The 13,697-nt window shown below is 59.2% G+C and carries 9 protein-coding genes; 5 read left to right on the top strand and 4 right to left on the bottom strand.

Annotation, left to right across the window (positions count from 1 at the left end):
- Window positions 1-89: 89 nt before the first annotated feature.
- Window positions 90-1,922 (bottom strand): outer membrane protein assembly factor BamB family protein, encoded by a 1,833-nt coding sequence (locus CA85_RS14710; protein WP_246112817.1) that lies wholly within the window; start codon window positions 1,920-1,922, stop codon window positions 90-92.
- A gap of 240 nt (window positions 1,923-2,162) precedes the next feature.
- On the opposite strand from CA85_RS14710, the gene CA85_RS14705 reads away from it, so the two are divergent.
- Window positions 2,163-2,747, top strand: a complete 585-nt coding sequence (locus tag CA85_RS14705; RefSeq protein ID WP_146392219.1) for a DJ-1/PfpI family protein — start codon at window positions 2,163-2,165, stop codon at window positions 2,745-2,747.
- A 27-nt stretch (window positions 2,748-2,774) separates the two neighbouring features.
- Entirely contained in the window at window positions 2,775-4,517 is a 1,743-nt protein-coding gene (locus CA85_RS14700) for a hypothetical protein (RefSeq protein ID WP_146392089.1), read from the top strand.
- Between the two features lie 35 nt (window positions 4,518-4,552).
- Here the strand turns inward: CA85_RS14700 and CA85_RS14695 are convergent, their stop codons facing one another.
- Window positions 4,553-5,371, bottom strand: coding sequence for a sugar phosphate isomerase/epimerase family protein (locus tag CA85_RS14695; RefSeq protein WP_246112816.1), 819 nt, complete (start codon window positions 5,369-5,371; stop codon window positions 4,553-4,555).
- A 227-nt stretch (window positions 5,372-5,598) separates the two neighbouring features.
- Between CA85_RS14695 and CA85_RS14690 the strand changes: the two genes are divergently transcribed.
- The gene (locus CA85_RS14690; protein ID WP_146392217.1) at window positions 5,599-6,513 is read left to right on the top strand and encodes a fumarylacetoacetate hydrolase family protein; all 915 of its coding nucleotides are present in this window, start codon (window positions 5,599-5,601) and stop codon (window positions 6,511-6,513) included.
- 155 nt (window positions 6,514-6,668) lie between these two features.
- On the opposite strand, the gene CA85_RS14685 is transcribed toward CA85_RS14690, so the two are convergent.
- Both CA85_RS14685 and CA85_RS14680 read right to left on the bottom strand, forming a co-directional pair.
- Window positions 6,669-7,676 carry a type I phosphomannose isomerase catalytic subunit gene (locus tag CA85_RS14685; RefSeq protein ID WP_146392088.1) on the bottom strand — a complete coding sequence of 336 codons (1,008 nt, stop codon included), beginning with the start codon at window positions 7,674-7,676 and terminating at the stop codon, window positions 6,669-6,671.
- A gap of 122 nt (window positions 7,677-7,798) precedes the next feature.
- Window positions 7,799-9,142, bottom strand: a complete 1,344-nt coding sequence (locus CA85_RS14680; RefSeq protein WP_146392087.1) for an MFS transporter — start codon at window positions 9,140-9,142, stop codon at window positions 7,799-7,801.
- Window positions 9,143-9,477: 335 nt separating this feature from the next.
- Here CA85_RS14680 and CA85_RS14675 point away from each other — a divergent pair, with 335 nt between their 5' ends.
- Together CA85_RS14675 and CA85_RS14670 are read left to right on the top strand one after the other, a co-directional pair.
- Complete coding sequence (locus CA85_RS14675) at window positions 9,478-12,423, top strand: exo-alpha-sialidase (RefSeq protein WP_391564875.1); 2,946 nt, start codon at window positions 9,478-9,480, stop codon at window positions 12,421-12,423.
- Window positions 12,424-12,707: 284 nt separating this feature from the next.
- Window positions 12,708-13,577: an alpha/beta fold hydrolase gene (locus CA85_RS14670; protein WP_146392085.1), complete on the top strand. Its 870-nt coding sequence runs from the start codon at window positions 12,708-12,710 to the stop codon at window positions 13,575-13,577.
- Window positions 13,578-13,697: the final 120 nt, after the last annotated feature.

The raw sequence follows: 13,697 nt of genomic DNA, 5'->3' as shown, positions 1-13,697 counted from the left end.
AGACGCGATTCGCTCAGACGGGCGTGGCTGCTGGGCGACTCACCGGCCATTGCCTCACCGGACATTGCCACGAAGACGCCATCGAGCGATTAGCCGCCAAACGGATCGTCACCGCCGCCGCCACCGAACGGGTCGCCCCCACCACCGAACGGGTCGCCCCCACCACCAAAGGGGTCCGCCCCGCCACCGAAGGGATCGTCGCCTCCACCAAAGGGTCCATCATCATCGCCGCCGTCGGTTGGCTTGGTCTTGGGTTTCTCTTCTTTCTTTTGCTCTTCTGCAGTGGCGGCGGGCTCGGCACTGACCGTCAACGTCGGCATCACCGCGTCAGGCTCACGCAAGCACTGGATCGAGCCCTGCTTATCGATCAGGTACAGCCGGTCGCTGGCAATATTTGTTTCGCGTATTTGAGGTCTCACGCCGAAAATCTGATGCAGCAGTTTCCCATTCGTACCATCAAGCACCACCATGGATCCACTCCGAGCCCGGGCGTAAATGCGATCTCCGATCACGCCGATGACCAACGAGATTCCTCTTGCCAGGTGATCCCAGCTGTCCGCTCCGGTCGCGGCATCGACGCACATCAGATTCCCTTTCGTTGAAAGGAATAAAACACGATCATCGAAAACGATCGGGGCCTCATGGATCGGGTCACCTGTCGGCCGTGTCCACATCACCTCACCAGTCCGGGTCGCACGCAAGCCATAGATTTGTCCGTGATCCGACCCGAAAAAGAAACGGTCGCCCGATGCCGCCGCCAGCTGGCCGTTGACATTGCCGTCGGTGTTCAGGCGAAACTCCATCGTGGGTTCCCCAGAGGCCTCGAGCAAATACACAAACTCCTGCGACGTCCCCCAGGCCAACTTTTGCGAGCCGATTGCGAGCGTCGGCGTGGACAAGGCGTCCCCGTAAACCGTCTCGGTTAGAGTGTCGCGGTGCTCGTTCGAGAGTGGATAGGCCACCATCCGGTAGCCCACCGACGGAACGACCGCGAAGTCGCCACAATGTTGGGGGCCGCGGGTCGGGATGTACTTCAAACGCGTGATATCATAGATCCCGCCCTTCGGGGTATCGAGCTTGATCAGTTCGCTGCCATTGACGACGGTCAGGAAACGATCATCGACTCCAAATCCACTGTAGCCCTTGTACCGCTCTCCCACTCGCTGCAGCCAGACAATCTCACCGGTCTCCGCGTCGCGGCACTCCAGCGTGCCGTCGTCAGCAAGCGTGTACATGCGAATGGTGGGGACCTCGTGAAACGAAATCTCCGCTTCGATCCCCCGGCGTTTGAGCCGCCGGATGTCGTTTCGAGCGCGTCGCTCAGCCTCCTTGCGGTCGAGCAATCCGCTGGAGGCAAAACTCGCCTGGCCGCTCATCGTCAATCGATCGAGCATCGAACGGGCTGGCACGCCGTCCGCCGTCGATGTCAGCGATTCCTCTTCCTCAGGAACATCGGGTATCTCCAACAGGTACCGTGCGTATACCGGCGGCTTGGCCACCTTCGCGCCGGTCGCGGGCCCGCTGCCATCCTCTGTTTCACCAGTCTCGTTTTCAGCCGCTGGTTTTTCTGACTCGGCACCTTCTTCGCTCTCGCCAGCACCCGCCTCACTGCTTTTGCCGACGACCTCCACGTACTGCTTGGGCGACGTCTTGTGCACGTACAGTTTGCTGTCCACGATTGAACTGGCGCCCGCGGGGACACTGAGGTGCCGTCGCCAAGCCTGTACCAGCCCGATTTGGTCCAATTCCGAGGGCGATAGCACGTCGCGATCGACCGCCCCGACGTGTCGGGGCACTGCCGTGGCACTCAACACCACCAGAAAGGCCATCCCCAACGCCGCAGGTCGCGCGCTGTGGCGATGCCATTGTGGAGAATTCTTGACGCGGTGACCGAGCCGAGATGATGATTGCATGCGATGCATGGCGTTGGATCCAAGGATCTGTGGAAATGAGTTCAATCGAGAAGAGTACCGTGGAGTATAGTTCACCTTTTCAGCCCTCGCCAATTTTATCCTGCAGGGCATTCCCCCCGAACGCGCTGAATCGGATAAACTAAGCGGTATCGGCCCCGGTGGCACCGAACGGGTCTGGCCGTGAAAACGGACCGCACCGCACCGGACAGTCCCTACACAGGTACTCACACAACAATCAACGGAATTGAGATGGATCGAACTGGCAAGAGAGTTTTGATGCTCGTCGGCGACTTTGTCGAAGACTATGAAGCCATGGTGCCCCTGCAAATGCTGCTGATGCTCGGCCACGAGGTCGCCACGGTCTGCCCGGACAAACAGGCCGGCGAGAGTGTCGCAACGGCCATCCATGACTTCGAAGGCCATCAGACTTATTCGGAGAAACCCGGCCATCGGTTCGCGATCAACACAAATTTTGCTGGTCTTGATGAAACAGCCTTTGACGCCCTGATCATCCCCGGCGGCAGGGCACCGGAATACCTCCGGCTCAATGAGCGTGTGCTCGAAATCGTTCGTCACTTCAATGAGACGAACAAACCGATCGCCGCGGTTTGTCACGGACCGCAAATCCTGGTTGCTGCAGGCATCCTCTCTGGCCGCCAGTGCAGCAGTTATCCCGCCGTCGCACCGGAGATCACCGCGTCGGGGGGCAAGTATGTTACGCCCGGTGAGAACCTCGACACCGCTCACGTCGAGGGCAATCTCGTCACCGCCCCCGCCTGGCCCGCACACCCCGCCTGGATCCGAGAGTTCCAGAAACTGCTCGAGTCCATCTGACCCCGAGGATACCATGAGCGAATCGACATGACCTCGCCCGAGTCGGGCCGCTCGTTCCAACCGCCCGCTGGCAACCCGCCCACCGCTCGCCACCGCCCCATCGATCCGGCGAGTGCTCCTGCCGACGAGGAACCGATCCACCGCCAGCGTGCGACCGTCTTGCACGAGTTGGCCCGGGTTCGCCGCGAAGCCGAGGCCGCACGACTCGAGGCCCGCGCTTCCCGACTCGACGCCTCCGCCGAGCAACTCGAGTTTCTTCTCAAACGCATCGACTCCGGCGTCCCTCTCTCCCCGGTGCAGCTGCGTGAGATCGGCATTCATGGAGACAGCTCCTCGGGAGATGATCTCGAGCCAGCCTCCCCGGGCTCGGCAGTCCGCTTCGATAGCTGGCAGGCTGTTCGCCAAGCCCAGCTGCGTAGCGAGCCGCAGCGAATGCCGTCAGGGCTCGGTGGCGCCGAGCACCTTCGCCAAGATGGACCCCACGAGAGCCTTCAACCGCCACGGATGCGTAGGCGAACCGATCGCGAATCTGACGTCGCGGATCCCAGCGTCATGTGCCCCAGCGTTGTGGGCCCTGGTGGCAGCGACCCTGGTGACAGCGGCCCTGATGATGGCGACCCTGGCTCGCAGGACGGTGAGGCTGAGGGTCGAGCGACTCCGACGACTCCCTCACCAGCGGCCAGCCCCAGTTCGAAAACGTCTCTGCCGGGCTCACCACCTCGCGCGAAGACCTCCAAGGAAGCCCGGGCTCCGCAGGGGGCTGAGGCTTCCGATCGCGCGGCGATCGCTACCGAGAAGTCGCCCCTCGGTCAGTCGTCTCTCGATCAGCCGCTTGTGGTCGCGCAGCCGGGCGACGGGCCACCTCGCAGACGCCGGTCCACCGCCGTCATCGCCAGCGCGATCATCCATCTCGTCCTACTGCTCTGCTTGGCTGGCTTCACGCTGCATACTGTGATGCCCAAGGATCAAATCGCACTGGCTGCTTCGTCCACGCAAAACGAAGAGCAGACGATCGAGACATTCGAAATGGAAACGGTCCAGCCCGAGTCTTTGGAATCCGAAACGGCCCCCGAAGAGGCTGCCGTGGAAGTCGATCCGCTCGGCGACATGCCGATGGCAAACGTCTCCGCCGATGCGCTCGGTAGTTCCCCGGTGCCATCGCAGTCCTTCGCCGGGGCAACGGCGGCATCCGGTGCTCTCAAGACCCTGGCGAGCAACTCTGATAGCAAAATGCAGTTCTGCGGAGTCGAAGGAGGCGGAAATCACTTCGTCTATCTCGTCGATAGCTCCGGCAGCATGGGCGATGCTTTTCTCTCGGCCCGTCGAGCCCTGCTCGATTCGATCGACATGCTCAGCCCTGAACAACGTTTCTACGTGATCTTCTTCGACGCTGAGTGCGACTACATGCGTATCTCCCGCGCCGATCAAGACGAGCCGCGTAGTGTCTACGCCAGCCCCTCGAATAAGCAACGCCTGCGGAGCTGGGCCATGCGAGTCGAAATGGATCGAGGCAAAGCGCCCTACGAACCGCTCGAGTACGCGCTGCAAGACCTCAAGCCCGATGTGATCTTTTTGCTCTCCGACGGTGAGTTCCCTCAACGCATCGAATCCCTATTGCAGACCGAAAACCGGGTTGCCAATCTCTTCGGTGAAATCAAACCCGTCAGCATCATCCATACGATCAGCTATCACAGCCGCGAAGGTGAAAGCCGAATGCGGCGAATCGCAGAAAGCAACTTCGGCCAATACCGTCACGTCCCGAAGCCTTAGAGCCCTCGGAACTCGAGCAGCCCCTGTTTCCCTGCTCAGTGTACTTTGGACTGCGTCAACTGATCGAGGAAACCGCGTGTGTGATCCAATACCATTTCATACTCGAGCGGCTCGACATCTTCGCCGATTACTTCGGCTTCGATCGGTCCTTGGTACCCATGGTCCAACAGCGTGTGAACGATCGATTCGATCGGCACGCAGCCCTCGCCGAGCAAGCAGCGGTTCATCTCACCCAGCGGACTGTGCCGCCCGTCGCCGAGTTGTAATAGATGCACGTGCGGACAGGCGTGTGGCAACCACCTCAGCACGTCATCGTCCATTCCAACATGGTACGTGTCCAACACAATGCCAAGATTCGGGCTGCCGACCATGTCGATGATCTGCAGCGTCGATTCGAGATCGTTTACGAACGACCACTCGTGCCCGCACCCTGGGTGAAACGGTTCCAACGCGATCCGAACGCCAAACTCTTCCGCAATGATCGATACCTTTGCGAGCGCTTCACAGAGCGTCCGTCGGGCATGGCGGCGAATGTGATTGTTCCGCCCACCAGCCAACACGATCAACGTATCGGCGCGAAGATTCGCGGCATCGGTGACCGCTGACATCGCATCGCGCACCGCGTCATTGAACCCGCGTCCGTCGCTGCCGGTAAAGCCGCCCGCCCAACTGAGCGAGGTCACCGATAGATCGAGATCGGCGAGCAACTCGACACTGCGGTCGATGCCAAAGTCTTCGACTTTCGGACGAAACAACCCGATGCCGCCGAATCCATGGTCGGCGTACGCCTGTGCATCCGTCTCAAAATCCCAACGAAAGGTCGATAGCTGATTGACCGCGAGGGTGTTCATCATCAAGTCGGGTCACATGAAAAAAGCAGAGCAGTCGGACGCCAACGACGGCTCCATTGCACACAGGTTGGGCCGACCGCTACGTCACGGTAAGATGTCTGGCAGTATGCCGGGATCATCTCGCTGTGTAAAGATTTGTTTCGGAAGTAATTGAGCATCCGATGCACACACACGATCGTTATCTCGCGAGTGTTTTCCATCACTGCCACACCTCATTGACTGCTTCGATCATGGCCGCCTTCTGTCGTTACCTGGAACCTTCGGGGCAAACTCGATTCGCACTTTACCGAGACGGTGACACCAATTCATCGGTATCGCCGCAGGTTTGTCCACTCGCTGAACTGATCGACGAGCCAACCGAGAAATTGCTAGCAAATAGCAAGCACATCTTTGACTGGTCCGCCGAACAGATCGCGAGCATACCACAACCCACAACGGCTCAGTGGCAGGTCGCACCGGAAAAATTTTTACCGCCCGTCGACACGCCCGAGAAAGTCATCTGTATCGGTCTGAACTATCTCGACCACGCGATCGAAACCGGCGCTCAGCCGCCCACCGAACCGGTTGTCTTCAGCAAATTCAACACCAGCCTGATCGGCAGTGGTGAGGACATCGTGCTGCCCAAACTCAGTGAGAAGGTCGACTACGAAGCTGAGTTCGTCGTCGTGATTGGCAAGACCGCTCGGCACGTCAGCGCTGCCGATGCCCTGCAATACGTGTTCGGATACACCGCTGGCCATGACGTCTCGGCGCGAGATTGGCAGAAGGGTCGGCCCGGTGGTCAGTGGCTACTCGGCAAAACCTTTGACACCTTTGCTCCCGTCGGTCCGGCAATCGTGACCGGCGATCAACTCACCGATCCCGGCAACGTGAGCGTGAAAATGGTCATCAAAAACCGGCTAGGCGAAGAAGTGGTCCAATCGAGCACCACGGCGCAGTTGATTTTCGATATCCCCACCCTGATTGCACACCTGAGCCAGTTCATCACGCTCCATCCCGGTGACCTGATCTTCACCGGCACGCCGCCCGGCGTCGGCGACGCACGAACTCCACCTCGATACCTGCGCCACGGCGATCAATGCCGCGTCGAGATCGCTGGCCTCGGACCGCTCACGAATACCTGCCGAGATGAAGTGATTCGTTGATCCAGTCAGCGAGGAGTTCTGCTCGTCGCCCCAACATTTCTGTAGTCTTTTCCGGTGGTGTTCGCTTGCGCTCAAACCACCGGCTATTCTCTAAAACGCCTTCGGCGTAGGGTAAAGATGTGGAGGATGGCGCGGGTCACGTTTGATAGCTCCGTTCACGCCGATGCGACCATTAGCTGCGCCGAACCCACTGGCTCCACCTCGATACTCTCAACACAAGCCGGCACCAACATCGTGTCGCCCTTTCGCAGCACATCGCCGGACGGGTCGGACGCCACGCGGATCATCCCGGACAACACCGCGACGATCTGGAATTTGCCATCGGTGGGGATGCTTCGCGTTTCGTGGAGTGAGTAACGCTGCATTTTGAACTTGTCACAATTCACTAGCGTGGCGGCCCCAGCATCGCCAGCCACCGGGATGGGTGAGACCGGGCTGACCGGCCCGCTCTGAAAGTCGATGACATCGAGAGATTGCTTGATGTGCAGTGTCCGGGGCTGGCCATCGGCGTCGACACGCCCCCAGTCGTAAATGCGAAACGTCGTATCGCTCGCTTGTTGGATTTCCGCGATCAGCAATCCCGCCCCGATCGCATGGACGGTGCCCGCGGGAATGAAGATGCAATCGCCGACGCTCGGCTCAAACGAGTTCAGCACCTCTTCGGTGCGTCCTGACTCCACCGCAGCCGCAAACGCTTGCTGATCCACTCCAGCCTGCAGGCCCGCATAGATCTTGCTGCCCGGCAAGGCATCCATCACCATCCATGCTTCGGTCTTGCCGAGATCAGGCGGGTCCAACTGGCTGCCTTGCTCGTCATTAGGATGCACCTGCACCGATAGATCGCGACTGGCGTCGAGCATCTTTAAGAGCAACGGAAAACGATGACGCAAGTTTTCGGGAAGCGACTCGCTGCGGATCCTCGACGCCACCGACTCGCCCAAGAGCGCGGCTGCGTCTTGGTCGATCAGTTCGTGCAAAGACGTGCCCGCCAGCGGCCCATTGGCAACGATGCTCTGGTCATCACCATGATCGACGATTTCCCAGCTCTCTGCGTACACGCCATCCTCGCCAATCGGCTTGTGCAGCTCCGTCCCGAGTCGCCGACCGCCCCACAAATACTGACGGAAAAGCGGCTCAAAACGCAGCGGATAGAGGTTCGTCATGTCGTGCACAGCAATCGGTGAAAAGGTGGGGGGAATAGCGCAGTCGTGAACGCCTGCGCTCACCCCTCATCCTACTCGATTTCATTGCCCGTTAAACCGCACACAGTCTCCTGTCACGCCTTCTACTGAGGGCGGTCGGCGCGGGGCGAGGCTGCGAGCAACACTACTGCGGTCGCCGCGCACAGCAACGTTGCCGGCCGGTAGCTGCCCAGTCCATCATGGGCCACGCTGAATAGATACGGCCCCACCGCAGTTCCCGCGACGACGACCGAAGTCGAGAACCCCGAGATCGCGCCGAGATGCGTCCGGCCAAAGAAACGCGGCCAGGTTGCTGCCGAGATGATTCCGAACATCCCCTGCATCAGCCCCATCCCCAACACGGCGAAAACAACCGGTAGCCCCGGGGCTAGAAATGACAGGCTCAACGACAGCACCACGATTCCAATCAGCTGCACCATCGCTAAGTATTTCAGTTTGATGAAGTCGCTGACCCAGCTGCCAATGAACTCCACCACCACGCTGACACAAGCCGCTGGCAAGAAGACCGCGACGGCCTCGCTGCGTCCCATCCCTGCATCGGCAAATATCGACACGACATGGAACGAGAACGCCGTCAGCACCAGCCCCGATAGAACGACGCTGAACGTGAAAACCCAAAAACTGTACGTCCGTCGCGCCTCGGCGAGAGTGAACTGCCGGCCGCTGAGTGTTTCCGCATGCGTTTTGCGACCTTCCTTCGCAAAGGGACCATCCGGCGTCAATCCATGGTCCTCCGGTCGCGACCTCCCAAAGCAAAACGCGATCACAGAGTAAACCGCCACACCAGCAGCAATCACCTGCCAAGCCCACGGCCATCCGCCCTTTTGGATCAGCCATTCAAAAACCGTCGGAGCCGCTGAGAAACCAAACGCAACCGATATTCCGATCAATGCCAACGCCAGGCCACGACGCTGCTCGAACCACTCCAGAACCATGTTGCGAGACGACAGGGTCAACATGCCCTGACCACTGAAACGCATTGCGAAGAAGCCAATCGTCAGCACGACAAACGAGGCATAGCCGTGGTAGCCGTCGGGCAACATCGAAGCAGCGAGGTTGGCAATCTCGACTGAAAAACTCATCCCCAACAACACCAATGCCAACACCGCCGCTGAGGCCGCTGACACCCATCGCCCACCCCAGCGGTCGTACCAATGACCGGCCCGGCTGATCAACATGGCACTGCCGATCGTGCCAGCGAGGTAGGCGAAACTGATCCAGCTCCGTGACAGCTCGTGAGCCTGCATCAGCAGGTCCGTGAAGACCGAAACGCCAACGGTCTGCCCCGGCGCACTGGCCAATACCCCCAACGTCCCGCATACCAAAACGACGCTACCGTAGAAAAACGGCAGCCGCACTGGGTTGAAAGGGAAGTTGGCGAATCGAGGGCTGGCATGGGGCTCTCGAGTCGCACTGTCAGAATTCATAGACGGAGCCTATCGCAGTGGAGGACGAAGCCGACATTGGAGTGGACTTCGTCGCCAAAGTCAGTGGGGATTGACATCAACCGAGCGGGCAACTCACCAGCATGCTTGATTTCGTGTCGCCCATCGTTCACAATTGGCAAAGTCTATAGAAGACCCCCGCCCCCTCGCAGTTCCTCCCGCGGCATCGAGCCGCTCGACCAGCCTCGCGTTTATCGCGCTGCGGGTTTGAAGACACACCGAGTACACCCACCACTGGATCCCCCATGCGTTCTAGCATCCGTATACCGTATGCCACTCTGACTTGCCTCGCCGCATTCGTCTGCGCCGCCAGCGTGATGGCGGATGAGTCTGACTTCAAACTCACGCCACTGGAATACAACCATCCCGGTTTGGAAGTGGATCTCGGCGTCGGCTTGTGGGCCTACCCGCTGCCCTTGGATTACGACGGCGACGGCGACATGGACTTGCTCGTGGGCTGCCCCGACAAACCGTCCCAGGGCACCTATTTCTTCGAAAATCCTTCCCAGGACCCCAATGAAAAGTTTCCGGTGTTTTTGCCCGGAGTCCGCATTGGGAACGGCTACCACTACATGATGTTGAGTCAGATCAATGGCGAGTCCGTCGTGCTCCGCTCCGACCATGAGTATCGGCGCGATCAACAATCAGGGAAATTTGACTTTAAGAAATCGAATAAGATTCCCGCACCCACCAACCCGAAGTCGCTCGTCAACGGCCATACGCGCGCCAATATGTGGCGTTATGTTGACTTCGATGGCGACGGAGACCATGACATCGCTGTAGGCTTGGGCGACTGGAATGATTTGGCGTGGGACCACGCTTACGACAACGCTGGCAATTGGAGAAATGGACCGCTTCATGGCTACGTCTACATCATCACCAACGAGGGCAGTGACGCGGAACCAAAATACTCCGACAAACCGTATCGACTGCGAGCGGGCGGTGGCGAAGTGGACGTCTACGGATGGCCATCTCCTAACTTTGCAGACTTCGATGGCGATGGTGACCTCGATCTGCTCTGCGGCGAGTTCCTAGATGGTTTTACCTATTTCCAAAACTCAGGCACGCGGGAGAACCCTCAATACGCGGCCGGGGTCAAACTGCTGCAACGCAGTGGCGACCCCTTGGTCATGGATCTGCAGATGATCACGCCGACGGCAGTGGACTGGGACGCCGACGGCGACATGGATCTGATTGTCGGTGACGAGGACGGCCGCGTGGCCCTGGTCGAGAACAGTGGCCAGCTCGTCGACGGGGTGCCCCAGTTCGAATCGCCCGTCTATTTTCGTCAACAGGCCGACACGCTGAAGTTCGGAGCCCTCGCGACTCCCTTCGCATACGACTGGGACCGTGACGGCGACGAAGACATCTTGTGCGGCAACACCGCCGGTTCGATCGGGTTCTTTGAGAACCTCGGCGAGGGTGAAAATGGGAAGCCGAAATGGAACGCCCCGAAGCTGCTCGAGGTCAAAACGGCTGACGGCACGAAGCCGTTCCGCGTTATGGCGGGACCGAGCGGATCGATCCAAGGCCCCTGCGAAGCCAAGTGGGGCTACACCACGCTGTCGGTCGCTGACTGGGACGGCGATGGAGACGGTGACATCGTTTACAATTCGATCCTCGGCCGCGTGGGCTTGCTGCTCAATGAGGACGGTGTCATGCGCGAAGTCCCCTTCGACTCCGGGCTCAGCGAGCTGCCACCAAAGTGGTATTGGTGGCAGACACCCTCGAGCGAAACGTTGACCCAATGGCGCACCACTCCGCTGGCTCTGGATTTTGATAACGACTCCCAACTCGACCTGGTCATGCTGGATCAAGAGGGTTTCCTGACACTGCGTTCCGGTGCCGGACCTGCCCAACGCATCTTTATCGATGAAGCCGGCAATCCGCTGCAGCTCAACACGGGGACATGTGGCCGTTCTGGCCGAGTCAAATTGGCGATGGTCGACTGGGACGGTGACTCGCGACTCGACTTGCTCGTCAATTCGGAAAATGCGACCTGGTACCGCAACTGCGAAAGTCGCGACGGTAAAGTCGTTCTCAAAAAGGTCGGCAATCTGGCGAAGCGAAACGTTGCTGGGCACACTTCCAGCCCCGCGGTCTGCGACTTCGATGGCGATGGCAAGCCCGATCTCTTGGTCGGCAGTGAGAACGGACGAATCTATTACGCAGCCCACGACGACTGTGTCTCCTTTGACACCGAACAAACCTCGGCGAAGCAACCCGATGCTCCCAAGCCGCCACGGGTGGCTGGTCTCGTCCAGGAAGAGTTCATCTTCAACAAAGCTCCGTTTAAAGAGGCTCACGCCTCTACGATCTGCCAAACGACGCGCGGGCTCGTCGCGTCATGGTTTGGGGGCAGCAAAGAGGGCAGGGACGATGTTGGAATCTGGACGAGTTATCACGACGGCAACAAGTGGAGTTCGCCACGCCAGGTTGCTGATGGTGTCCAGCACAATGGGCTGCGATATCCATGTTGGAACCCGGTACTCTTCCAACCCCCAGGCGATGCTCCGACCTTGCTATTTTTCAAAGTCGGCCCGAACCCGCGAGAGTGGTGGGGCGAAATGATGGTGAGTTACGATCGGGGACGCACCTTCCGCGACCGCCGGCGACTCCCCGAAGGTATCGATGGACCCGTTCGCTGCAAACCGATCTTGATGCAGGACTCCACCACACTTCTCTGTGGCTCGTCCACCGAATACGACGGCTGGCGTGTCCATTTCGAATCGGTGTCCTTGGTCGATGGAATGCCAACGGGAACGTGGGACCGCGTCGGACCGATCAATGACGCGAGCGAGTTCAACGCGATCCAGCCCACCTTGGTGACCCATGCCGATGGTCGCTTGCAGGTTCTTTGCCGCACCAAGGAAGGTGTCGTCTCCAGTAGCAGCTCTACCGATGCGGGCCAGACCTGGTCCGAGATGGAGGCGACGAATCTGCCCAATCCCAACTCGGGGATCGACGCCGTCACCCTCGCCGATGGACGCCACCTCCTCATCTACAACCACTTGGGGTCGGGCGACAGCGGTTGGGGCAAACGCGGACTCATCAACCTCGCTATCTCCAACGATGGTATCACCTGGAAGAAGGCAGGCGTCCTCGAGCAGGAAAAGAACGCCGAGTTCAGCTACCCAGCCATCATTGAGTCCGATGACGGATTGGTTCACATCACCTATACCTGGAAACGTCAGAAGATCAAACACCTCGTGATCGACCCTGCCGAACTCGTCGAAGGCGATGTGATCGGCGACGACGACTGACGTCCATGACGTCGATACCATGCAGTGGTGCTGGCCCGCCTCCACAGGGGGCGGCGGCTTTTCGGATAGGATGTTAAGTAACGCACGATCAATTTCTGTCGTAGTGGACGAGGCGACGAGTCCAGAGCCGCAGGACTCGCCGCCTCGTCCACTACTAAAACCGACACTTGTTCATCGTGTGTTGCTAACCAGGTGGTCACCACCAGCTGGCAGCATCAGGAAACCTGTGCTCGCGAGACAGGCGTTTCGCGACTTCCGACCAACGTCTTACCCAGAGAGATTCCATGGACTTGCAAACATTTCGCAATCGTCAGCAGACAGTCTCGCTCGACGGTCTGATCGATGATTCACTCACCTTGGCCTATACCGATGTCGGCGAGGGCGAACCGCTACTGCTGCTGCACGGTATCCCTACCTGGTCGTATCTGTTTCATGAGATCATCGACCCGCTCGCAGAACATTACCGCGTCATTGCGATCGACATGGCCGGTTACGGATACTCCGATCGACGCGACCGGTTCGACCGCTCGATCGAATTCCAGGCGGACGTCGTTGAGCGTTTTCTGGCTCAGCTCAACATCCCCAGTGCCCACTTTATCGCCCATGATATTGGTGGCGGCGTCGCGTTGATTCTCGCCGACCGCAGTCCCGAAACGGTCCGGTCCATGGTGCTTTCTAACAGTGTTGCCTACGACAGTTGGCCCATCGATGAAATGCTCGAGTTAGGACATCCTCGCAATGCAAAGATGAGCCCGGAGGACATCAAGCAGCTTCTCGAAGAGAGTTTCCAGGTTGGTTTATCGAGACCCGAACGGCTGACCGATGAGTTCCGCGAGGGAATCACGGGTCCGTATTTGGATCGCGAGGGAATCGTCAGCATGGTGCGAAATGCCTCCAGCCTGAACACGAATCACACGACGCGCCTGACAGAGCGTTTGAACCAGATGCCACAACCTACCCTGTTGCTGTGGGGTGTCGATGACAACTGGCAACCGATCTCAACTGCCGAAAAATTGGTCAAAGATATTCCCAACGCGCAGCTGCATGCGGTCAAAAATTGTTCCCATTGGGTGCCGCAGGACGCTCCAGAGGAGTTTGTTGACTCGACGCTCGATTTCCTTTCGAAAGCGACGTCGAACACCACGAACGACTGAGCGGAAGATGGCTCCCGTCGTTGCCTTCCAGGACGTGAGCGAGGGTCATCTATTGACCACGCAAAACACTGCATTTTCCTCGCTGACGCATCGGGTTACCAACCTAGCCATGCCCCAAAC

Source organism: Allorhodopirellula solitaria (assembly GCF_007859855.1).
Lineage (GTDB): Bacteria > Planctomycetota > Planctomycetia > Pirellulales > Pirellulaceae > Rhodopirellula > Rhodopirellula solitaria.
This window is presented reverse-complemented; position numbering and strand designations above follow the sequence as displayed.

Coding starts and splice junctions, on each gene's coding strand:
- CA85_RS14710 (WP_246112817.1), bottom strand. CDS start 1,922: ATGCATCGCATGCAATCATCATCTCGGCTCGGTCACCGCGTCAAGAAT.
- CA85_RS14705 (WP_146392219.1), top strand. CDS start 2,163: ATGGATCGAACTGGCAAGAGAGTTTTGATGCTCGTCGGCGACTTTGTC.
- CA85_RS14700 (WP_146392089.1), top strand. CDS start 2,775: ATGACCTCGCCCGAGTCGGGCCGCTCGTTCCAACCGCCCGCTGGCAAC.
- CA85_RS14695 (WP_246112816.1), bottom strand. CDS start 5,371: ATGATGAACACCCTCGCGGTCAATCAGCTATCGACCTTTCGTTGGGAT.
- CA85_RS14690 (WP_146392217.1), top strand. CDS start 5,599: ATGGCCGCCTTCTGTCGTTACCTGGAACCTTCGGGGCAAACTCGATTC.
- CA85_RS14685 (WP_146392088.1), bottom strand. CDS start 7,676: ATGACGAACCTCTATCCGCTGCGTTTTGAGCCGCTTTTCCGTCAGTAT.
- CA85_RS14680 (WP_146392087.1), bottom strand. CDS start 9,142: ATGAATTCTGACAGTGCGACTCGAGAGCCCCATGCCAGCCCTCGATTC.
- CA85_RS14675 (WP_391564875.1), top strand. CDS start 9,478: ATGGCGGATGAGTCTGACTTCAAACTCACGCCACTGGAATACAACCAT.
- CA85_RS14670 (WP_146392085.1), top strand. CDS start 12,708: ATGGACTTGCAAACATTTCGCAATCGTCAGCAGACAGTCTCGCTCGAC.